This window comes from bacterium, assembly GCA_020444325.1.
Classification (GTDB): Bacteria; Bacteroidota; Ignavibacteria; order SZUA-365; family SZUA-365; genus BM516.
This window is the reverse complement of the sequence record JAHLLD010000011.1, coordinates 25,918-47,528: the sequence shown is the minus strand read 5'-3', so window position 1 is coordinate 47,528 and position 21,611 is coordinate 25,918. Positions and strand designations below refer to the sequence as shown.

Annotated in this window: 19 protein-coding genes and 1 other RNA gene; 13 read left to right on the top strand and 7 right to left on the bottom strand. The window is 56.0% G+C overall.

From position 1 onward, the window contains the following. Positions 1-160 precede the first annotated feature (160 nt). Complete coding sequence (locus KQI65_13795; protein ID MCB2205812.1) at positions 161-2,251, top strand: T9SS type A sorting domain-containing protein; 2,091 nt, start codon at positions 161-163, stop codon at positions 2,249-2,251. A gap of 176 nt (positions 2,252-2,427) precedes the next feature. Then, positions 2,428-3,546: a hypothetical protein gene (locus KQI65_13790; protein MCB2205811.1), complete on the top strand. Its 1,119-nt coding sequence runs from the start codon at positions 2,428-2,430 to the stop codon at positions 3,544-3,546. Between the two features lie 14 nt (positions 3,547-3,560). Here KQI65_13790 and KQI65_13785 read toward each other — a convergent pair whose 3' ends face one another. The 7 genes from KQI65_13785 to KQI65_13755 form a co-directional block, all read right to left on the bottom strand. Beyond that, entirely contained in the window at positions 3,561-3,806 is a 246-nt protein-coding gene (locus KQI65_13785; GenBank protein ID MCB2205810.1) for a GIY-YIG nuclease family protein, read from the bottom strand. Between the two features lie 269 nt (positions 3,807-4,075). Continuing rightward, positions 4,076-4,435, bottom strand: a transfer-messenger RNA (tmRNA) gene (gene ssrA, locus KQI65_13780). A gap of 106 nt (positions 4,436-4,541) precedes the next feature. After that, positions 4,542-6,131: a VCBS repeat-containing protein gene (locus tag KQI65_13775; protein MCB2205809.1), complete on the bottom strand. Its 1,590-nt coding sequence runs from the start codon at positions 6,129-6,131 to the stop codon at positions 4,542-4,544. Positions 6,132-6,345: 214 nt separating this feature from the next. Next, a complete protein-coding gene (locus KQI65_13770) occupies positions 6,346-7,356 on the bottom strand; it encodes a hypothetical protein (protein MCB2205808.1) in 1,011 nt (336 codons plus the stop codon). Between the two features lie 109 nt (positions 7,357-7,465). Beyond that, a complete protein-coding gene (locus KQI65_13765) occupies positions 7,466-8,590 on the bottom strand; it encodes a hypothetical protein (protein MCB2205807.1) in 1,125 nt (374 codons plus the stop codon). A 54-nt stretch (positions 8,591-8,644) separates the two neighbouring features. After that, positions 8,645-9,565 carry an SEC-C domain-containing protein gene (locus KQI65_13760; protein ID MCB2205806.1) on the bottom strand — a complete coding sequence of 307 codons (921 nt, stop codon included), beginning with the start codon at positions 9,563-9,565 and terminating at the stop codon, positions 8,645-8,647. Between the two features lie 9 nt (positions 9,566-9,574). Then, entirely contained in the window at positions 9,575-10,042 is a 468-nt protein-coding gene (locus KQI65_13755; GenBank protein ID MCB2205805.1) for a hypothetical protein, read from the bottom strand. A 466-nt stretch (positions 10,043-10,508) separates the two neighbouring features. Here KQI65_13755 and KQI65_13750 point away from each other — a divergent pair, with 466 nt between their 5' ends. From KQI65_13750 to KQI65_13700, 11 genes are all read left to right on the top strand, one after another. Then, entirely contained in the window at positions 10,509-11,126 is a 618-nt protein-coding gene (locus KQI65_13750) for a GNAT family N-acetyltransferase (GenBank protein ID MCB2205804.1), read from the top strand. Further along, a complete protein-coding gene (locus tag KQI65_13745; GenBank protein ID MCB2205803.1) occupies positions 11,119-12,324 on the top strand; it encodes an argininosuccinate synthase in 1,206 nt (401 codons plus the stop codon). Before KQI65_13750 ends, KQI65_13745 begins: the two co-directional genes overlap by 8 nt. Beyond that, positions 12,314-13,294 carry an N-acetyl-gamma-glutamyl-phosphate reductase gene (gene argC, locus KQI65_13740; protein ID MCB2205802.1) on the top strand — a complete coding sequence of 327 codons (981 nt, stop codon included), beginning with the start codon at positions 12,314-12,316 and terminating at the stop codon, positions 13,292-13,294. Before KQI65_13745 ends, argC begins: the two co-directional genes overlap by 11 nt. A 30-nt stretch (positions 13,295-13,324) precedes the next feature. Next, positions 13,325-14,275: an N-acetylornithine carbamoyltransferase gene (locus tag KQI65_13735; GenBank protein ID MCB2205801.1), complete on the top strand. Its 951-nt coding sequence runs from the start codon at positions 13,325-13,327 to the stop codon at positions 14,273-14,275. Next, positions 14,272-15,090, top strand: a complete 819-nt coding sequence (argB, locus tag KQI65_13730) for an acetylglutamate kinase (protein ID MCB2205800.1) — start codon at positions 14,272-14,274, stop codon at positions 15,088-15,090. Before KQI65_13735 ends, argB begins: the two co-directional genes overlap by 4 nt. Then, positions 15,087-16,163 carry a M20/M25/M40 family metallo-hydrolase gene (locus tag KQI65_13725; GenBank protein ID MCB2205799.1) on the top strand — a complete coding sequence of 359 codons (1,077 nt, stop codon included), beginning with the start codon at positions 15,087-15,089 and terminating at the stop codon, positions 16,161-16,163. Before argB ends, KQI65_13725 begins: the two co-directional genes overlap by 4 nt. Next, positions 16,160-17,506 (top strand): argininosuccinate lyase, encoded by a 1,347-nt coding sequence (gene argH, locus KQI65_13720; GenBank protein ID MCB2205798.1) that lies wholly within the window; start codon positions 16,160-16,162, stop codon positions 17,504-17,506. The genes KQI65_13725 and argH overlap by 4 nt, the downstream gene beginning before the upstream one ends. A 235-nt stretch (positions 17,507-17,741) precedes the next feature. Next, a complete protein-coding gene (locus tag KQI65_13715) occupies positions 17,742-18,569 on the top strand; it encodes an MBL fold metallo-hydrolase (protein MCB2205797.1) in 828 nt (275 codons plus the stop codon). Positions 18,570-18,821: 252 nt separating this feature from the next. Then, complete coding sequence (locus tag KQI65_13710; protein ID MCB2205796.1) at positions 18,822-19,346, top strand: hypothetical protein; 525 nt, start codon at positions 18,822-18,824, stop codon at positions 19,344-19,346. Positions 19,347-19,477: 131 nt separating this feature from the next. Then, entirely contained in the window at positions 19,478-19,975 is a 498-nt protein-coding gene (locus KQI65_13705; protein MCB2205795.1) for a rubrerythrin family protein, read from the top strand. Between the two features lie 162 nt (positions 19,976-20,137). Further along, on the top strand, positions 20,138-21,481 hold the full coding sequence (locus tag KQI65_13700) for an MFS transporter (protein MCB2205794.1): 1,344 nt from the start codon (positions 20,138-20,140) through the stop codon (positions 21,479-21,481). The last annotated feature ends 130 nt before the right edge of the window (positions 21,482-21,611 follow it).

Sequence of the window (21,611 nt, the reverse complement as noted above, 5' to 3'; positions counted from 1 at the left end):
TCTGCCTTCTTCTCTTCGATTGCAGAGATGCATAGCGATTCCTCATGCAGTAAATATCATCGCCCGATGGGGGACACGGGTCTTTCTCCCTGTTGATCCGCAACCATTTTTCATTTAATGTGTCTACTTGGTAGCCTGGGAAATTCAAATTGGAGGGACCATGCACAAATCAATATCAGCAGTAGTATTCCTGTCACTGGCATTGTCGGGATGTTTCATCGCCAGGGCGCAGTCCGACTGGCAGTGGCAGAATCCACTCACGCATCACAAAAGCATCGTGGCAGTTGATTTTGCGAACGAACAGCAGGGTGTGGGCGTGGGGGATCAGGGAACCGTCATTACTACAACGAGCGGCGGGAAAGAATGGGTGCTCCGCACTCCATATAACGGGACCGATCTTAACGATGTTGTCATGATCGATGCTTTTCACGTGGTAGCAGTCGGACAGGATGGACTCATTTTGTTCTCCTCCGATGGCGGAGTTCACTGGGAGGAAAGCAGTGCCGACGTTTCAAAGCATCTGATCGGAGTGGATTTCCTCACTCCAGAGACAGGAGTGGTGGTCGGTGATGCAGGTACCGTCCTTCAAACCAAGGATGGCGGGGAACACTGGACTTCACTCGAGTACGGTGAAGACTCGAACCTGTATGATGTCCATATGTTCGATGACCGTACGTTCATCATTTGCGGAGATTCCTCCTCCCGGACCACGGATGGAGGAATCACTTGGACGCGTTTGAATTTCGAGAACACGGGTGAAGGACAGCGTTTTCATTTCTATGACAACAATACCGGTATCCTCGCGTACAGTAACTACAGAACGTACGATGGCGGAAAGACATGGATCGCAGGGGATTTCATTGCTGCCGTATACTTCAATGATGCCTCCAGGTGGACCGGTCTCGGCAGTTTCGGATTTTATCAGTCATCAGATGCAGGTGCGTCATGGGAGCGGTCCGTGCCCTTCATCCACGGATGGAACTATAGTGCTGCCTTCATGCCCGATTCTCTGAATGCTTTAGGCTTCGGTACCATGGGGATAATCGCTTACGCTCCGGTAGACGATTGGGCATGGGGGTATGCAGCCGGCGGGTCGATCTGGAATCTCAAGGATATGGACTTCTGCGACTCTTCTACGGGATATGCCGTTGGTTTGTCCGGCACAATACTTCGAACATCGAACAGGGGTGGAAGTTGGGAATTTCAGCAGGCGCATCAGTTCAATGAGAGAGGGGAGGCGAGGCATTTCATGGGGGTAGCCTGTATTGACAGGGATGCAGCAGTGGTCGTCGGTGAAGCGGGTACCATCCTGCGGACGACCGATGGTGGACAGAACTGGCGCAAGATGCTTGCACCTGTATCCACCGTCAACTGGCAGGATGTATCCTTTAGCGATGAGAGGAACGGCATTGCAGTCGGCACAGGAGGAGCCATGATACGGTCCACGGATGCGGGACGCACATGGACCCAGATTACTGCCGAAACCAATCATCAGCTCGTCCAGGTCTGCCATATGGATTCGAACACTGTGTTCGTGCTGGATGCCAACGCCATCCTGCTTATCTCCACCGACAAGGGCGATAGCTGGAGTCCTAAAACCATTGCCTCTCCAACGTACTCTGTGAACGCGATGGATTTCATCGATGCCCGGCTGGGATTCGTCGTGGGAAACAACGGCGCCATTTGGAAAACGGAGGATGGCGGTGACACCTGGGAAACGCAAACAAGTGGAAGCAGCGCTGACCTTGCTGCTGTTGCATTCACAGACAGATGGAATGGATGCATTGCCGGAGATGGCGGGACAATACTTCGTACCACTGATGGTGGAGAGACGTGGATTGCTGAACCCAAGCTCTTCGATTGGGGATTGACCGTGGCGTATGCATTCGGTGGCAGGAAATATTCCGTCGCCGGCCAATTCGGCATCGTACTTCACAACAGCATCGGACGTGTGACATCGGTAAATGATCAGAAGTCCGTGCCACAGAACGTCGTACTGCATCAGAACTACCCCAATCCCTTCAATCCGGCAACCACGATCGACTACAATTTGCAGCAGCCGCAGCACGTCTCTCTCGTTGTCAGTGACCACTATGGCCGCGAAGTGCGACGTATCCTCGAAGGCGAATTCAAGTTGGCAGGAACGCATCGCGCACAGTTCGATGCCTCCGGTTTATCTTCCGGGGTGTATTTCTACAGCCTTGAGGCCGGCGGGCAGAGGCAGACGAGAAAAATGGTGCTGGTGCGGTGAATCGGCAGTGCAGAATTGAAGCGTTAATCCAATGTGCTACGAATTTGAGGGGAAGGAACTCACCGGAAACGGTACGGACCAGGCTTCGATGAACTTGTCCGCCATTGCTCCGTAGCGGAATTATCAGCTGTGTCATGTGTCATGCAGTGGACATTAAGTACTTCCGTGAGGAGCAGATGCAGACTGTCCGAATCATCCTCATACTCTTCCTGCTGAGCGTTCCATCTCTCGCACATTCGACACCGGGACGCGTTGCAGATTTTAAACTGGAGATAACCTGGCCACAGGAAGGGATGCATAATGTGTATGTGCAGCGTCCCTTTGAACTGCGAATCACACCATGCGACAGTGACGGGAACGCGATCGACACGCTGCTCCGTGTCCGTCTGGGTGCGCGTTTCCCGGGTGAGTTCGATGCCGCATCTATGGGGTACTTCCAGTTCCCATTCGAAATTCGTGGAGCAACTTCAATCATGCTTACGCCTTCCTTCAAACGGGTTGGCGGGATGGAGCAGCAGAGGCTGCTTTTGTACTCCGAAGATTCGGTGCATAGCAGCGGTCAAAGTGAGCAGTTTTTCGTGCTTCCACATCCCCCTTCGTCCTTCTCCCTGGAAGATCCTCCTCCTGATGGCGAAATCACGGTATGGTTCCATCTCCCCAACAGGACAGCAGTGTTCAGCTGGGAGAAACCCGAGCCTCCGGATCCCTACGATTCAATGCGTCGGACCATAAACGATTCTACCCGCTGGTCCGATAGCGTTCGCTACACCCTTTCCATTGCAAACATATACGGCACGACCATTTTCCGTTGTCCTTCCGACAGTGCAGGTGCCCTGCCCAGAGCTACCGTCGCAAACGGTCAATTGATTGAGATTCTTCGCTCACAGGGGTGTCGAAGCTGTCGGTATATGGAGTTTTTCTGGTTTGTGGAAGCCACCGATGGCATCGATGTAACCACAAGCTCGCCCACCCGCTCGGGATTCATTCTTGAATGGGAAATCTGGGATGGGGTCGATTCTCCCGCCGACGCACTCGGCTTTGAACTTGAGACAAATATTCCGAATCCCTTTCATTCAAGCACACAAATTTCATTTAACCTGTTGCGAATGGACAGGATTCGTCTGACCCTTCTGAACTCAGTGGGTGAGATTGTGAAAGTGCTGGCAGAGGGCGATCGTTCACCGGGTCGCCACATGTATACGATGAATGCCGGTGAACTTGTACCCGGACCCTACTTCATACGTCTCGAGACGACATCAGGTGCACAGACACGTAAGATTCTCCTGCTGCGGTAAAACAGGAATCTGCATCACGCTTCAAAGTGCTTTTTCGCAAACGCACGGCCCGAGCCGGATTTGAGGTAGCGCTCGAAGGAGAGGGCTAGCCCCTTATCTGGAAACGCGGTGTATGCCAATAGCCTCCATGGCCTCAGCCGTGCAGTGCTGGGTACCTGTCCAGCGTTATGCGCTCGCACGCGATTCTCGACGTGTGTCGTGAATCCATAATAGTGCTGCTTTGGATACCTATTAGATTGAAGGACATATACGTAGTACATTCGATGCTCCCTACATTGAATGCATGAGAAAAAAATACTGCTCTCAAATTCGGCGGACACAGTAGCTGAGCGGGTACATCTGAATGGCTGTGCCAGCCGCCCGCCTTCGTTTCGCTACGCTCAACTTCGGCGGACACAGTAGCTGAGCGGGTACATCTGAATGGCTGTGCCAGCCGAAGCTGAGCCTGAACCGATTCGAAAAGATTCCGCCTTCGCCAAGGCTTCGGCGGACAGCCTCTGCTTCTCGCCTGACGGCGCGAAGCGGAGGCTGGTGGAGATGGGGGGAATCGAACCCCCGTCCGAGAAGCAGAACCTGCAACTTACTACGCTCATAGTCTGTCTTTTGATGGTTCGCTTCGTCGCTGCCCGACAGACAGGACGTGCGATGAAGCTAGTTCGAAGAAGTGTTTCGGCCCTCGCCTCGAACGCTAGAGGTGCCTATCCTGTTATTGGCGTCGTCCTACCCTTTGGCCAACAGGCGGGTCTCCGGGGGACGTGACCGTCAATTAAGCGGCCAGTGCGTAATCGTAGTTGGCAATTATACCAAATGGTCCAAGATTAACGTGCTTACACCAGGCACGGAACGCGTTTGCATAATCCCGACAACCCGTCGAAACCATTGCATCCCCATTGGGAATATATAAAGTACATTGCTACGCAGTCGAAGGCAATACCATTCCGCGTGGGCAGAATACAGATTGCAGATCGCAGATTGCAGATTGCAGATGCTTCCGGTTAGCGCTTGACAAAGGGGATTGTCTCTGGCTGCAATTCATTGTCAATGCGAAGAATGTACATACCTGAAGGAAGGGCGCTGAGATTTATGCTCCCAGCTGATTCGATTGAGCTAACTCTGAGGACTTCACGGCCGTAGAGATCGTATATCCTGGTGGGCCCCTCCGAATTATGCAGAATGTGCATAATGTTGCGGACGGGGTGGGGGTAGATTTCGAGTTCGGGCGTGCTGGCGGAGGGCAGATCGCTGATGCCGACGGTGCGGGCGGGGAAGAGACTGCTGCTGCGGTGCAGATTCTGCTGGAACATGAGCCAGGGGGGACCCTCGCCGCGGCCGATGCTGTATGCGTATGCGCGCCCGAAGTTGTTCTGTATGTCGGGGTACTCGGCGTGTCCGCCCACGATGAAGACGTCGAGTCCGCCATCGCCGTCGAAATCGGCAATGATGGGTGCGTGATCGAGTTCATAGCGGCTGTCGCCGTATTCCGCCGCGAGGTCGATTTTCCAGAGCTCTTCGCTCGATGTGTCCCTGAGTGCGATGAGTTTCCCGTCACTCGTGCCGAAGACGGGGTCGAGCCGGGAATCCCCGTTGACGTCGGACAGCACGACGCCCCGGAACGCGGTCTGTCGCTGATCGATGATGTATTCCGAAATGATACTCCCGCTGGAATTGATGCCGTATACCCTGTACCACACGACGGCGAACAGTTCGCAGCTTCCGTCTCCGTCGACGTCGCCAGCGGTGATGGGACTCCCGACATAATGTCCCGGAGTATTCACTCCCCAGAGCCACTGGCCATCGCTGGCACGCAGCACGTTGATGTCTCCGTTGTAATCCCCGATCACGAGTTCCGGGATGTCGTCCGCGTTCAGGTCGGCCACGGCTGTTCCGTGATAGACGACATCCCTCAGCGGATGACTCCAGAGCAGTGCGCGATCGCTGCATCGGTAGCAGCGAATGGTGTTGGTGTCGCCTTCGGTGCGGTTCCAGGTTGCAACCACGAAGTCCATCCCGCCATCGCCATCGGCGTCGAGCAGCGTGGGTGCGGTCTGTATCCAGGAATGCGTATCCACCGCAAGCTCCCACTCGAGATCACCGTTGCGCGCATCAAGACAGCGCACCCAGCCTCCGAATTCCCCGTGAAGGATTTCAAGGACGCCATCGTTGTCAATGTCGGCCACGGAGGGAGGGGAATCGCTTCCGCGCGTGGGGGCGGACCAACGGATATTCCCCGTTGCTCCATCAAAGCAATACGTGATGGGATTGCAACTGCTGGGTACGATGACCTCGAGCGTGCCGTCTCCATCAGTATCGAAAATCGCCGGTGCGACGTCATTGCAACCCTGTCCACCGGGAGCTGTGGCATCCACTTTCCACAGCAGCGAACCGTCCTCAGCATTCAATGCGTAAATGTGTCCATCATTGCGATAACAGCCGAACACCAGTTCCAGTCGTCCGTCACCGTCGATGTCCCCTGCGGCGGACTGTCCGAAACTCGCATCCTGCGTATCGAATTCCCACAGCTTTGTCGGCGTCTGGGCTGCTGCGATTGAACTTAGTAGGATGATGAGGGCGAGAATGCTTCGCATAGGTGACCTCAGATGGCAGATGACAAATTGCAGATGGCAGATGGCAAACAGAGCTGGAGCAGGGATTGCTTGCTTTTGCGTGTTCCGAGATGCCTGGCTTCATCCCGCAAGCGATCCCTGATCGCTTATCGAAAGATAGGAAAATGGAAGGATGGAAATATGACACCGGGGTGTCATGTTTCCATTTTTCCATCCTTCTATCGTTCCATGGCTCTCAGAAACCGTGATGCTTGAGATGTTCCATGGAGTCGACCCACTGCGAGAGAGACACATCGGGTGGGATGACTTTGTAGGTGGAGAGGAGTTCGTAAAGCAGGGCGTAGCCGGTGATGCGCTGGTGGGGGAACATGCGCCGGTCGGTGGGTTCATCGGTGCAGCTGTCGAGGATTTTCAGTTCCTGGGTGTGGTCGGGGTGGTAGAAGAAGGGCATGGAGTGACGGTAGCGCGTGGGATCGTTGAAGCGGTTTTCCACGCGGTGCAGCGTGCTGCGAATGCGTCCCCCGGAAATGAAGTTGAGCATGTCTCCGGCGTTAACGACGAGGTCCCCCTCCGTCGTTTCCACCGCCAGCCAGTTCCCGCTGTTGTCGAGTACCTCGAGTCCTCTGCTCGTCGCAGCGGGAAGGAGGGAGAGCATGTTGGAATCCGTATGTTCGCAGGCCATGCGCCGGGCGGTGCCGGGATAGCGGATATGCCGCATGTGTGAATCGTCGATGCGCCTTCCGTCAGCATTCCGGAAGAGTCCGAGCACGTAGCCGGTTTCAGCCCCAGAGGGATCGAGATACAGGGCAAGGACATGCATGAGCGCGTAGCCGATGTCCTGGCAGGCGGAATAGTACTGCTCGGCTGCATCGAGATAGGCAGGCACGGAAGGGACGGCGACATTGTGATACGACCCGAAGGCCATGACTTCCTTGTCGTCGGGATCGCCACCACAGCGGATGCCCACTTCGGTGCGTGTCGGCATGTAGCCGCGCTGAAAGCCGATTTCCGGATGACTGCACTCACGCTGCAGTTGTTCGCTCCCGAGCCCGAACACTTCACGCATGAGTTGGTAGTTGGTCTGCAGCAGGTCGCTGCGGAACGGCGCGCCGGAAATGACGGCGAAACCAGTCACACGCAGGGCATCACCGAATGCCTGTGCGCCGGAAGCGATGGGGGTACCGTTCTCGCTGAAAAGCGCAGTCCATGCAAGCCGGGGAACATGAGGGGAGTGTTGTTGCTGCATGTGAAAATCTACGCAGTCCCGGAACAAAAGACAATATGGCTTTTATACGAAAGCACCGCTCCACGTTGAGCGGAACGGTGCTGACGGGGATGTATAACTGCTGGAGGGATTACTCGTAGTACGAAACAATGCGGGGACGCTCGGCCTTTCCTTCCCAAATCTTGCGTGCGAGTTCATCAAGCATGGGATTGTACAGCACGTCCGCCGTACCGCCGAAGTTCAATTCTCCTTCTGCGATAATGGAGCCAACGATGCGCGTGGTACCGTTGATCTTTGCGTTGCCCTTGATCAGCAGTGTGGCTTCGATATCACTCGTACCATTGATCTGTGCATCACCGCCAACGATTATGCCGAGATTGTTTCCGCTGGGGTCGACGGCGGACACCGTTGCCTGTCCGTTGATTTTCAAGTCACCCGTGACGAGAAACACGCCGTATCCTTCCATCTGGGCGTTCAGGTCAAGGTCCCCTTGCACGAATATGATCTCAGGCTGCTCCTTTGTGCCCAGTTTCATTTTCCCGGTCACCTTGGTGTTGGAATAGAATTTCCGTGTCGCCAGATGCTCCCATTTGTCCGGATCGATTTCCGGGATGGCAACGGGATCGTCTTTGTACACCAGGTCGCCACCGCTGTCACGATTGGGGTCGAAGTACTTCGCGGCATCGCCTGTGCCGGAGGGACAACTTTCACTGAAGGTACCGTATCCTTCCACCTTGGTGCTTCCACCATACGTGAGATCATTATTCGTATGGATGTTTGCGTTGAGTGAAGGATTGTTGTAGTCCCCGGCGAAGATGTTTCCGCTCAGATCCATGCTCTGATCCGAGAAGATGCCGTAGCCGAGTCCCGGGGGACGGACGTATACCGAAGGGATTTCAACCACGGTGCGCACGGTCACTGTTCTTCCCTGTACGACACCTGTTGCAGTGATGAGGCGGGCGTTGTTGAGTCCCTCGTCGGGACCTCCGGGATACATGGCGCGCGTGCGTTCAATCGACACCGCAACAGTCCCGCTTGCCATCTCGCTTTTATATCCACTCGACCAGGTGCTGTCCTGTGCCAGTTCCATGATGGCATGTTCAACACCACTCGCCGCGAGATTGCGTGCCTGGTTGATTTCATAATCGTCCGACGCATTGTCGGTAACGTTCATATTGCTTTCGTTGAGCTGCATCATCGACCAGGACGCAATCAGTCCCATTCCGATGACCAATATGACAAGCATTTTACCCATGAGCTTTTCCTATATACGATTCCATATCTGCGGTTCGCGCGCGCATCATCGCGACTACTTCCCGCAGCACTGTTTGTACTTCAGACCACTGCCGCAGCAGCACGGGTCATTTTTCCCCGGCGGGGGATCACAGGGATCCTTTGTGGGCAGGATATCGCTGTCGTCTTCCGATCCACCTGTGTCGCCTGCGTCCACCGTACCGCCTGTATCGCCGGCATCACCCGTATCACCGGTGTCACCCGTATCGCCGGGATAGGTATATCCTCCATCATCAGTATCTCCTTCATCGGTACTCGATCCGGTGGAGGATGAGGGTGTGGCACCTGCGATCTGCGGGGCAACGGTGCCGAGGTTGCGTGGGTAGATGACCTTGTGCCAGTATGCTCCGGCCTCACAGTCCACCGCTGTTGTCAGCAGGCGGTCATGCGAGACTGTCAGTTGCTTGCCGTCCAGGTCACCGCTCAGCAGCGTGGAAGTTTGTGCGTTCGCATCCGAGATTTTTTCAAAAAGGACGTTGCTGGTGAGCATGGAGGCCTCGACTGCACGGACACGGGACGCGACGGACGTCTGCGTTCCGGTCGAATCGTAACCTGAGAACAGAACCATCGATCCGCGCGTGGTCCATTCCATGGGACGCTGTCCGGGAGTGGCAATGCGGCGCGTGATCACCGGTCCGCTTGCGCCCTTGCCCATCATATAGCTGATGGTGTCGACCGTACCGTCATTGTCATAGTCCGAGAGGAAAGTGATGGAACGATAATCGATGGAAACAATTTTATTTCCCGGCACGCGATAGCCGAGATTGACGAGTTCTTTCTCCATGGTCTGACTCATTTCCGCCATGGTCACCTGGGAAATTTCATTGAGCGTCGCCTGCTGCGCACCCTCCTGGAAATTCAGTATCACTGCACCCATAAGAATGATGACAATGCCGCCGATGATGTACGATCCTAACAGGTCGAGAGAAGATCCCATATCGATGCCTTAGAAGCTTTTGTAGGAAACGAGTGTGACGGGATGGGCGAGGAATGCGGAGTTGACCGAAACCTCGATGCGTTTGCTGCGTGTGCGCACGTACACGGGAGTGTCCGGGTTGGACGGATTCACGTAGTGCACACGGCAAGTAAGGTCAAAGCTGCCGGCCCGTGGTGTGTTTACCGTGGTTCGCAGCCGGTTGTAATCGTCCACATCATTGAAATTGGGATAGCTTTCCCAGGAGCCATGTCCGAGCGACTGCGGTGCGGTGAACTGCGAAACGTCCACGAAATCCTTTCCCACGGTAGCGGCATCGTATTCCTTGCTGACGATGTCGTTGATCAGGGTTTGTCCCACGGCAGTCGCGGCCATCGTGTACTCGGCCTGTGACAGCTGCTCGTCTGAAAAGAGCTTCGCCCTGTTCATCGAGAGTACCAGGATGGACAGCAGGGTCATCGCCGCCAGTACGAGCATCATTTGAACACCACCCATGGTGATTCCCGGTCGTTGTTGTACATGAATGAAACCGCCGCAGTCCGTGCGGGCCACGTTCCGTGGAATGCTCCGATAAGGGGGCATCCCACGGAAATAATCTACGGCACAGGTCATTGCGCTGCCTGAACATTGCGTTACAAATAAATTACATCATCTTAAGGTGTACCTGTCCGATGAATTTTTTATTTGGATTTTATCTGTAATTAGGACTACCTTTATCCCAGTTGAATATCACTAGACCATATGCTGAATACTGAACACGCATACTTCGCATTTTCCGCGCTCATTCCGGGTGCTGCTTTTCCGCGACGACGAACCGCCGCTCTCCACACCGGTATGCGTTTCTGGTAATTCTCCCCTTCGTTTAGAATCCCCCGAACATTTTGTGCAGCCGCGTGTGATACGCGGCATTTTTTTCCCCATTCCGCTACAGGTTTAAGGATACGGTATGTCAGTACGTCTCAACATAGAACGAGCAACGGAAGTCCATGTTTCCTGGGCACCTCACATCTGCGAGTCCATCGCGCGCGCAGCACAGGAACGCGGCACGGGCATCGCCCTGCGTACGGAGGAATACATCATCGCCAAAATTCGCGAGGGCAAGGCGGTCATCGCCCTGGCGTTCGATGAAGGGGAGGCTGCTGCGACCTTCGCCGGTTTCTGTTATATCGAAACCTGGGGCGGGAAAAAGTATGTGGCGAATTCCGGTCTCATTGTCGTACCGGCATTCAGGCACAGCGGACTCGCCCGTTCCATCAAACGGCAGGCGTTCGCGCTTTCGCGTGAACTGTTTCCTGAAGCCCGGCTGTTCGGCATTACCACCAGTCATGCAGTGATGAAGATCAATACGGATCTCGGCTATGTGCCGGTACCGTATTCGGAACTGACGGATGATGACGAATTCTGGAACGGCTGTAAAAGCTGTCCCAACTACGATATTCTCCAGAGAACGGGACGCAGCATGTGCCTGTGCACGAGCATGCTCTATGATCCGGTGAAGACAGTGCAGCGCAGCGAAGTCGCCATCCCTGCGATAAACATGGAGAAGGAGGGACTCGATGCCTGAGAAAAAACTCGCCGTGCTCGCATTCAGCGGGGGACTCGATACTTCCTACTGCGCAATGTACCTGTCGAAACAGCTGCAGTATCGCGTGCACACCGTGTTTGTCGATACCGGGGGGCATACGGCTGAAGAACTTGCTGCCATGGAACAACAGGCCCTGCTGCTCGGTGCGGAAAAACATGTCACGCTGCAGCGCACGCAGGAGTTTTACAGCCGCTGCATTCGCTTCCTCGTGTTCGGGAACGTCCTTCGCGGAAACAGCTATCCACTGTCCGTGAGCGCCGAGCGCGTGTTCCAGGCAGAAGCCATTGCAGCCTACGCGCGTGATCAGCATGCCGATGCCATCGCCCATGGCTCAACCGGTGCGGGCAATGACCAGGTGCGTTTCGATACCGTGTTCCGCATCATTCTGCCCGAAGCGCGCATTATCACGCCCGTTCGGGATATGTCGCTCTCCAGGGAGCAGGAAATCGCATACCTCCAGGAAGCTGGAGTGGACATGGATGCCGCAGCTTCCGTGTACTCGATCAATGCCGGATTGTGGGGGACGTCCATCGGGGGACGTGAAACGCTGCAATCCGACGGAGTGCTGCCGGAAACTGCCTACCCCGTGCCTCAGACTGCAATCGATGAACGCAAGGTCACCCTTCACTTCACACAGGGTGAGGTGGACGGCATTGACGGACATTCCGCTGATTCAATCTCCGTGATTCGTCAGCTCGAAGATCTCGCCGCCCCATACGGAATCGGCAGAGGTATGCATGTCGGGGATACCATTATCGGACTCAAGGGGCGTGTGGGATTTGCTGCCGCGGCGCCGCATGTCATCATCGCTGCACATCGTCTGCTCGAGAAACACACGCTGACCAGGCAGCAGCAGCTGATGAAAGAGCAGGTCGCACTCACTTATGGCAGCCTGGTCCATGAAGCGCAGTTCCTCGAACCCGCCGCACGTGATATTGAAGCGCTGCTGCTGAGCACACAGCGGCATGTGACCGGAGAGGTCGATATCCTTCTCGCTCCGCATCGATTCGACCTGCTCGGAATACGCTCCGATCATGATCTGCTGTCTACCGACTTCGGGACGTACGGGGAGGAAAATTCTTTGTGGAATGGAGAAGATGTGCGTGGTTTTTCAAAGATTTACGCCAATCAGTTAATGATGTACTTCACAAAGCACCGGGGGTCGGATGCGATATAAAATCGCAATTCTGGGGGGCAGTGGACTCGTGGCGGGAGAACTGCTGCGTTTGCTCGAGCAGCACGCCGATACTGAAGTGGTTTCGGTTGTGAGCGCATCGCAGGCGGGACAGAAACTGGGAAGTGTGCATCAGGGACTCACGGCGCTGTCGGACATGCCGTTTGCGGGGGAAGCTGTGGCGGAAGCGGATATTCTTTTCCTGGCTCTACCCCATGGGGAAAGTGCCGCGGCGCTTCGGACACTGACGATTTCGCAGGGGACGACAGTTATCGATTTGAGCGCCGACCATCGTCTGCGCGATGCTTCAGCAGATTTCGTGTATGGACTCACGGAGGATCGGAGGGAAGAAATTCGCGGCGCACGGCGGCGGGGTAAGCATATTGCCAACCCGGGCTGCTTTGCGACGGCGATTCAGCTGGGATTGCTCCCTCTGCTGCGTGCCGGACTCCCGGTCAGCGATCTTCACAGCAGTGCGGTGACGGGATCGACCGGAGCCGGGAACGCGCAACTCCCCTCGACACATTTCTCCTGGCGGCAGGGGAACATGCAGGTCTACAAACCGCTGACACATCAGCATCTGGGTGAGATTCGGGAGACGCTGCGGCGGCATGTACCGGGATATGAAGGACGGCATTTCTTCATCCCGTACCGGGGACCTTTCACCCGTGGAATTATTGCCTGTACGTATACGGCTTTCGATGGAGATGCGAGTGCTGTCGCGGATCTCTATCACGGCGCATACGATTTGGAGCATTTCGTTGCGGTGTGTGAACAACAGCCTGCGCTGAAGGATGTGGTCAACACGAACAACTGTCAGGTGCATGTCGAGGTGCGGGAGGGCATGTTCGTGGTCACTTCGGTAATCGACAATCTGCTCAAGGGCGCCGCGGGACAGGCGGTGCAGAATATGAATCTCGTGCTGGACCTCGATGAGGGCGAGGGACTGCAGCTCAAGGCGTCGGTGTATTAATTCATGTTATCAACGGGAACAAGGTAACCCATGAAGCAATTTCTTTCCGTCGCGGATATCGGAGATCTCAAGGCGGCCATCGCGGAAGCTCGCAGTCTGAAGGAAGATCCTTTTGCGCATAGCGCGCTCGGACAACGGAAGACACTCGGACTCGTGTTTTTCAACAACAGCCTGCGCACGAGGCTCAGCATGCAGCGGGCCGCGCGCAACCTGGGACTCGATGTGATCGTCCTCAATACCGGTGGCGATGCCTGGAAACTCGAATTTGCGGACGGGACCGTCATGGACGGTGGCACTGCCGAGCATATCCGTGAAGCGGCCGCAGTGCTCGGTGCGTACTGTGATATTATTGCCGTTCGCGCATTTCCGGGACTGCAAGACCGGGATGACGATGAGAAGGAAGAGATATTGAGCAGCATCATCCGTCATTCGGGGAAACCCGTCATCAGCATGGAATCGGCCACGCGTCATCCGCTGCAATCCTTTGCCGATTGTCTCACGGTGGAAGAATTCCGTACCGGCGCACGACCAAGGGTCGTTCTCACCTGGGCCCCGCATCCCCGGGCGCTGCCGCACAGTGTCGCCAACTCCTTTCTTGAATGGATGCGGCACATGGATGTCAATCTGGTCCTCACCCATCCCGAAGGCTATGAACTCAATCCCGCCTTCACGGAAGGAGTGCAGGTACTGCATGACAGGGAAGAAGCGCTGGCGTCCGCCGATTTCGTGTACGCGAAAAACTGGTCCAGTTACACTTCGTATGGGGAAGTCCTCACCCGGGACAGCGAATGGATGGTGACTGCGGAGGATTTGCGGCACACCGCGAATGCGCATTTCATGCACTGTCTTCCGGTACGCCGCAACGTCGTCGTTGAGGATGCGGTACTCGACAGCGATCACTCCATTGTCATCCCTCAGGCAGAAAACCGGATATGGACAGCCCAGGTCGTACTCAAACGCATGCTGGAGGCGATGAATTGAACTCTTCATCAACAATTACCGTCATCAAGCTGGGTGGGGCACTGCTCGAGCATAAACATGGAAGGAAGGAAGTCCTTACTGCGGTTACCTCCTATCCGGGCCACTGCATCCTCGTCCATGGCGGTGGACGCGAAGCGACCGCCTGGGGCGATCGCGCCGGGATCCCATCAACGCTTGTCGATGGACGACGTGTTACCGGGAAGGACATGCTCGATGTGGTGACCATGGTGTACGGGGGACTGGTCAATAAACGGCTTGTCGCTGAACTGTCTGCCCTGGGCAGACCTGCGATCGGACTCACCGGCGCCGACGCAAATTGCATTCTTGCGCAGCGGCGCTTCGGAGCCGATATCGACTACGGTTTTGTCGGGGATATCCTTGCCGTCAACTTCGACGTACTCATGCAGCTCCTTGAGGCCAAACTGCTCCCCGTACTCGCGCCACTGACACATGACGGCGATGGTCAGCTGCTGAATACGAACGCAGATTCCATCGCTGCAGCTGTCGCTACTGCCAGCGCTGAGCACGCAACGACGCAGCTGCTGCTGGCTCTCGATCGTCCGGGCGTCCAGGATGCAAAGCAGCACACCTTGCCGGTGATTGACCGCGACATGCTGCAGCACGGCATCAACTCCGGGTATATCAATGGCGGAATGATCCCCAAGGTGCAAGCTGCGTTGTCTGCCAGTACACGGGGCGTTTCACGCGTTGTGCTTTGTGCTGCCGGGGACATTGCCGCAGCGGCACAGGGAGGGGAAGGAAATTGGACACAGGTACGTACATCGGCGCAACGGAGGGAGGTGGCATCAATATGAGGGCAAAGTACGGGACTCGATTCGGCGATGCCTTTGAGCTGCTCTGCGATCTCATCCGCATTCCGTCATTCAGCCGGGAGGAGCAGGGCACCGCGGACATATTGGAAACATGGCTCGCTGCGAAAGGACACACCCCACGCAGGAAGGGAAACAACATCTGGGTGAAACGCGAGGACTTCGATGCCTCGCGTCCCACCGTCATGTTGTGTTCCCATCATGACACCGTGCGCCCTGTTTCCACCTGGACCGAGAATCCTTTCGCGCCGTTCTATTCCGATGGGAAGCTGTGCGGACTCGGAAGCAATGACGCCGGCGCATCCCTTGCCTGCATGAGCGTCGCTTTTGATGCCCTGCAGCAGCGTATGCTGCCTTTCAACCTCATCCTTGCGCTCACCGCCGAAGAAGAGATAGCGGGTGAGGGAGGCATACGACTGCTTCAGGATGAGCTGCCGCCCGTCGATCTTGCCATCGTCGGTGAACCGACCTCACTGCGCATGGCGATTGCGGAGCGGGGACTGATGGTGCTCGATTGCACCGCGCACGGGATTTCGGGACATGCGGGACGGGGAGATGGGACGAACGCCATCACCCTTGCGCTGGAGCAGGTGCGGTGGTTTCAGGAATACGAGTTTGAGAAATCCTCACCTGCGCTTGGCGACATCCTGATGTCCGTCACGCAGATCAACGCGGGAACGCAGCACAACGTCATTCCGGACCGTTGTACGTATGTGGTGGATGTGCGTGTCACCGATGCCTACACGCATGAGGAACTGCTCGACATCATCCGGTCGCACGTTGACGCTGATGTCGTCCCGCGGTCGACCCGCCTGCGTCCCTCCGCGATCAGTCTCGATCATCCTGTTGTCCTTGCCGCCCAACGCTGCGGCATCGAAACCTATGCGTCACCCACGATGTCAGACCAGGCCCTGCTCTCGGTCCCTTCCGTCAAACTGGGTCCCGGCCGTTCTTCCCGTTCGCACACCGCAGACGAATTCGTGACTGCGGATGAACTGGAAAACGGCATCGAAACCTACCTGCGATTACTGGATGAATATGCGGAGATCATGCAATGAAATTATGGGACAAGGGAATGAAAATGGATGCCCTGGTACACGACTTTACCGTCGGTGATGATCCGCTGTACGACATGCAGCTTGCTTCGTACGATGTCATCGCATCGCTGGCGCATGCTCGCATGCTGCATGAACGTGGACTGCTGCCGCTGGACGACTGGCAGGCGCTTGACAATGGACTGCGTGAGATATATGAACGCATCATCAACGGCACGTTCAGCATGGAAGAAGGCATGGAGGATATCCACAGTCAGGTGGAGTTTGAACTTACACGGATGTGCGGTGATGCCGGGAAACGGCTGCATACGGCCCGGTCCAGGAATGACCAGGTACTCGTCGACATCAAGCTGCTTTACAGGGACAGGCTGCGGGACATCGTCGAACAGGTCACGCAATTCAGTAAGACGTTGCTCGGGCGTGCTGAAGAGAATCTGAATTTACTGCTGCCGGGGTATACGCACGGTCAGGCTGCCATGCCGTCTTCGTTCGGTCAATGGTTTTCCGCACATGCAGAGGCACTGGCGGAGGCGCTGCTTCCGTTGCAGACAGCCTACCGTGTTGCGGATCGCAATCCCCTCGGATCCGCCGCCGGGTTTGGAACATCTTTTCCCATCGACCGTGAGCGCACAACGGAACTGCTCGGATTTTCCGGTATGCATGTCAGCGCGGTGCAGGCGCAAATGGGGAGAGTGTCGACGGACCTCGCAGTGGCGAATGCACTTGCCGTCGTTGCGACAGCGCTGGGACGCTTCGCCGCTGATGTCTGCATGTATGCGTCCGATAATTACCGTTTCATCCGCCTGCATCCCGAGATCACCACCGGATCGAGCATCATGCCGCACAAACATAATCCCGACGTCTTCGAGTTGATCCGCGCGCATTGCAACCTGCTGCAATCACTTCCCGGGAATGTCAGCGGGCTTGCCACGAACCTGACGTCAGGCTATCACCGTGACTTCCAGCTGTGCAAATCGCTTATGCTTCCCGCGTTGACGCGCCTGCAGCGCTGCCTTGCCATCGCACAGCACGCCACGGCGCACATCGAAGCACAGAGCGACATCCTTGAAGACCGCCGCTACGACGTCATATTTTCAGTCGACGAGATTCAACGCAGGGTGGAAGCCGGTACACCGTTTCGGGAAGCCTACCGCCAGGTCGGCGTGGAACTGGATGATGGAAGTTTTACAGCAGAAGCTGCTGTCCCATCGACGCACCTCGGCAGTCCCGGAAATCCCGGAATCACGCAGATCGGGGATTTCCTCCGACAGGAACGAGCACGATTCGATTTCTCACGCCGGGATAAGGCCTTTTCCGCCTTGCTCGGGAAGCTGCCGCTCCCGTGACCACCCACTGCCGTGATCTGACGCTTTCGTGTCCAGCCGCTTTCGTGTCCAGCCGCTCCCGTGAGACAGTTCGGCGGTGTTGCACTTTTGTCGTTTCCGCCACAGATTATTGCATTGTCACAGTCATGAGCAACGCATGCGATCCATCCTCATTCTCCTTGTCTTTATAGCATTCTGCTCAACGAGCGTCTTGGCGCAGAGCGACGACGCTGTCGCTCCCCGCAGTAAGGTCGTCCTGCTCGGGACGGGTAATCCCAACCCCGATCCGGAGCACGCGGGTCCGGCGGTCGCCGTTGTCGTCGACGATCAGGCGTACCTGGTGGATGCAGGAGCCGGCATCGTACGGCGTGCGGCGAAGCTTTCTCCCCGTTACGGTGGCGCGGTCACCGCTCTCGCAGCCTCAAAGCTCAATATCCTATTCCTCACGCATCTGCACTCCGATCACACCGTCGGACTCCCGGATCTCATGCTCACGCCGTGGGTGATGGGACGCGACAGACCACTGCAGATTTACGGTCCCGAAGGGACAAGTGACATGATGTCGCATCTGCAGAAGGCGTACAGTGCCGATATCCAGTACCGGCTCTTCGGAGAAGAACCCGCGAACAACCAGGGCTGGCGCACCGCTGTAACGGAGGTGGATACCGGCCTGGTGTATGCGGACAGCCTCGTGCGTGTCGAGGCCTTCGCCGTTCCCCATGGCAGCTGGCCCGTTTCGCTGGCGTATCGTTTCACGACCCCGGACCGGGTCATCGTCATCTCCGGGGATTCACGTCCCTCGGAAACCATCGCTCGCATCGCCCGGGGTGCAGACGTGCTGGTGCATGAGGTCTACTATGCGCGGGGACTCGAGGAAGGCCGACGGCACGCGTGGCAATCCTACCATCATGCACATCACACATCCACGATCGAACTGGGACGCATCGCCGCACAGGCCCGGCCGAAATTGCTTCTGCTCTACCACATCCTGTTCTGGGGCGCATCGGAGCAGGATCTGCTTGACGAAGTACACTCCACCTACGATGGTGAGGTCAGGGTCGGAAGGGATCTGGGAATCTACTGACGTCCTTCACGTCCTTCCATATGCAGAAACTGCATAAACTGCCGCCTGGAATTATGCAGAAACTGCATAATTATTCCGCCTGAAATATGCAGAAACTGCATATTCCGGAGGGTCGAGGCAGATACCGGGTAAATGCCCCGTTTTTTATGTAATTTTGACGTAACGTTTTTCACTGTCGCTGGTCTATGAAGCAGTCGTCGCACGGACAAGGCGCCGTGCGGTTCAGCAGTTTCCAAGCACGAGGAGAGAACAATGAAACGCCTGAAGGTATCTGTATTCATTTCATTGATTGCGCTTGTAATGATTTCCTGCAGTGAAGACTCGTCGCCGGTCGATGACGGGGCCTCGCATGACCCGGAACTTTCGCTGACGAGTGCGACCGAATGCAAGTTGTTCATGAAGCATGCGTTCGATGATCGCAACGGCTCTTCAGAGTCGGCAATGCTTTTTACCTACGACCGTGAGACGCAGACGCTCTCGCTCAAACATGAGAACGCAGGATTTAACTGTTGTCCCGGTGTGCTCGGAGCGGATATGCGCATCAATGGTGATGTGATCACCATCACCGAGCACGAGAGCGAAGCTGCCTGTCGCTGCAATTGCCTGTACGACCTTGACCTGAAGCTCACGCATCTCGCAGCACAGGTCTGGCATATTGTGGTCGAGGAGCCATATCGCCATGTAACGGATACACCGATGGAATTCGAAATTGACCTGGCCTCCGAGTCCGAGGGCGAGCATCGGGTGCCACGTCATATTTATCCCTGGGGGATGTGAGGACGCAGGAAGGGTCTAAGTGTTATATAATGGGGTTTGATTATCCGCTTTCGTGATGCTACATTCGTAGAGCTGCAAGGGCAGCGGGAAGGGAGGAGCATCATCGTATCACGCAAGCAGAAGGACAATCCATGGCCAGCACAAAAGATCATCTGCAGGAAGCATTCGCAGGCGAGAGCCAGGCGAATCAGAAATACCGTGCATTCGCAAAGAAAGCCGAGAAAGACGGGTATCCGAATATCGCCCGCTTGTTCCGTACGACAGCGGAAGCGGAGCGCATCCATGCCGAAGGACATTTCGGTTCGCTCGAGGGCATCGGCACGACAGCCGACAACCTCAAGGCAGCCATCGGTGGCGAGACGTTTGAATTTGAGACCATGTATCCCCCGATGCTCGAGCAGGCTGAGAGCGAGGGACATCGCGCGAAGACCATGTTCAAGTATGCGCTGACGGCAGAGGCCGTGCATGCGAAACTGTATTCGCTGGCGCTGGAAGCCGCGGAGCAGGGAAAAGATCTCGAAGTCACAGAGTTCTACCTCTGTCCCGTCTGCGGACACATCGAATTCGGTACCGCACCGGATAATTGTCCCACCTGCGGACTGAAAGGCGAGAAGTTCGTCCAGGTCTGATTCTGTCAGCAATGCGCTGTTGCCCGTTCCGCTTCTGTCAGCGGAACGGGTTTTTTTATGCTGTTTGCGTATGATCGCTGGCCCGATCTCTTTGGCGCGACGGGGGAAAACTCTATCTTTCATTGATTATCGCAACGCCATCATTTGTGAACAGGGGATGCCATGCCGTTTTCCCGAAATCCGATGCAGCACAGTCCCGCTTTCCGCCGAAGGCGCGTTTTCAACTGGCTGCCGCTTGGGCTCACGTATGCTTTTCTTTATATGGCCCGGTACAATCTTACCGTGTCGAAAAATGCCCTTGGTCCCCTCATGTCGAAAGAGGCGTTCGGCATTATTTTCGCCGCGGGAACGATCACCTACGCGTTTTCTTTCCTGATCAATGGTCCCCTCACTGATCGTATCGGGGGGAAAAAAGCGATACTTATCGGTGCCACAGGTTCCGCCATCATGAACGGCGTCATGGGCTTGCTGGTTCTGGGCATACTCGAGTGGGGATGGACGCTGAACCTGACACTGGCGTTCTCCGTCACCTATGCCATGAACATGTATTTCCAGAGTTACGGCGCCGTGGCCATCGTGAAAGTGAATTCCTCATGGTTTCATGTGCGCGAACGCGGCGTGTTCGGTGGGATATTCGGCATCCTGATTTCGCTGGGACTGTATTTCGCCTTCGACTGGAGTCAGGCCATCGTCAACTGGACGGAAGCCGCAAATCCGCATCACCCGCAATACTGGCTGGTGTTTTTCGTCCCCGCCGTGATCCTGCTGTTCTGGGTACTGATGGATATTGCTGTCCTGCGCGATACTCCCGGACAGGCGGGATTTGAAGACTTCGACACGGGCGATGCATCCAGCGGAGAAGAAGACGCGCCGTTCGTACTCAAGGATATTCTGCGCCGCATCTTCACGAATCCTGTCATCATAACCGTCGGCATGATCGAACTGTGTACAGGGGTACTGCGCAATGGCGTCATGCACTGGTTCCCGATTTACGCGAATGAGCAGATCGCTGCCGTATCGCAGGTCTCCTCCTGGGAGTTCTGGCTCAACAACTGGGGACTCATGCTGATGATTGCAGGTGCGACCGGCGGCATGCTCGCGGGCTGGATGTCTGACCACCTTTTCGGTTCCCGCCGCGCACCCGTCGCGGGTATTCTCTACAGTGTACTTCTGCTCGCTGTCATCGGTATGGTGTTCGCCCTGTACGGACACCCGCATGTACTCGGCATCCTGGTCTTTGTCATCTCAATCGCCGTGATCGGAACACATGGCATGCTGAGCGGCACTGCGACTATGGATTTCGGTGGACGCAAGGCAGCGGCCACCGCTGTGGGTTTGATTGACGGACTCGTGTATCTCGGCACGGGCATCCAATCACTCTCTCTCGGCTACATCACCAGCAGCAACTGGCAGTACTGGCCCATTTTCCTCATCCCATTCGCCATCGCCGGCATCCTGCTCACAATACGGATTTGGCATGCCATCCCGACGAAGAAAAAGGCCTGATTTCAAATTGCAGATAGCAGATGGCAGATGGCAGATTGCAGATTGCAGATGGCAGATTCATCGTCCCCACGCTCTGCGTGGGGACGCCGAGCTCGAACGCTCTGCGTTCATTGAATTCCAAATCGCCGCG

What these genes read in the sequence shown, in the direction of transcription:
- KQI65_13735 (MCB2205801.1), top strand. Translation starts at nt 13,325, where the DNA reads ATGAAGCAATTTCTTTCCGTCGCGGATATCGGAGATCTCAAGGCGGCC.
- KQI65_13785 (MCB2205810.1), bottom strand. Translation starts at nt 3,806, where the DNA reads ATGTACTACGTATATGTCCTTCAATCTAATAGGTATCCAAAGCAGCAC.
- KQI65_13760 (MCB2205806.1), bottom strand. Translation starts at nt 9,565, where the DNA reads ATGGGATCTTCTCTCGACCTGTTAGGATCGTACATCATCGGCGGCATT.
- argC (MCB2205802.1), top strand. Translation starts at nt 12,314, where the DNA reads ATGCGATATAAAATCGCAATTCTGGGGGGCAGTGGACTCGTGGCGGGA.
- KQI65_13795 (MCB2205812.1), top strand. Translation starts at nt 161, where the DNA reads ATGCACAAATCAATATCAGCAGTAGTATTCCTGTCACTGGCATTGTCG.
- KQI65_13790 (MCB2205811.1), top strand. Translation starts at nt 2,428, where the DNA reads ATGCAGACTGTCCGAATCATCCTCATACTCTTCCTGCTGAGCGTTCCA.
- argH (MCB2205798.1), top strand. Translation starts at nt 16,160, where the DNA reads ATGAAATTATGGGACAAGGGAATGAAAATGGATGCCCTGGTACACGAC.
- KQI65_13725 (MCB2205799.1), top strand. Translation starts at nt 15,087, where the DNA reads ATGAGGGCAAAGTACGGGACTCGATTCGGCGATGCCTTTGAGCTGCTC.
- KQI65_13770 (MCB2205808.1), bottom strand. Translation starts at nt 7,356, where the DNA reads ATGCAGCAACAACACTCCCCTCATGTTCCCCGGCTTGCATGGACTGCG.
- KQI65_13705 (MCB2205795.1), top strand. Translation starts at nt 19,478, where the DNA reads ATGGCCAGCACAAAAGATCATCTGCAGGAAGCATTCGCAGGCGAGAGC.
- KQI65_13710 (MCB2205796.1), top strand. Translation starts at nt 18,822, where the DNA reads ATGAAACGCCTGAAGGTATCTGTATTCATTTCATTGATTGCGCTTGTA.
- KQI65_13775 (MCB2205809.1), bottom strand. Translation starts at nt 6,131, where the DNA reads ATGCGAAGCATTCTCGCCCTCATCATCCTACTAAGTTCAATCGCAGCA.
- KQI65_13700 (MCB2205794.1), top strand. Translation starts at nt 20,138, where the DNA reads ATGCCGTTTTCCCGAAATCCGATGCAGCACAGTCCCGCTTTCCGCCGA.
- KQI65_13750 (MCB2205804.1), top strand. Translation starts at nt 10,509, where the DNA reads ATGTCAGTACGTCTCAACATAGAACGAGCAACGGAAGTCCATGTTTCC.
- KQI65_13755 (MCB2205805.1), bottom strand. Translation starts at nt 10,042, where the DNA reads ATGATGCTCGTACTGGCGGCGATGACCCTGCTGTCCATCCTGGTACTC.
- KQI65_13745 (MCB2205803.1), top strand. Translation starts at nt 11,119, where the DNA reads ATGCCTGAGAAAAAACTCGCCGTGCTCGCATTCAGCGGGGGACTCGAT.
- KQI65_13765 (MCB2205807.1), bottom strand. Translation starts at nt 8,590, where the DNA reads ATGGGTAAAATGCTTGTCATATTGGTCATCGGAATGGGACTGATTGCG.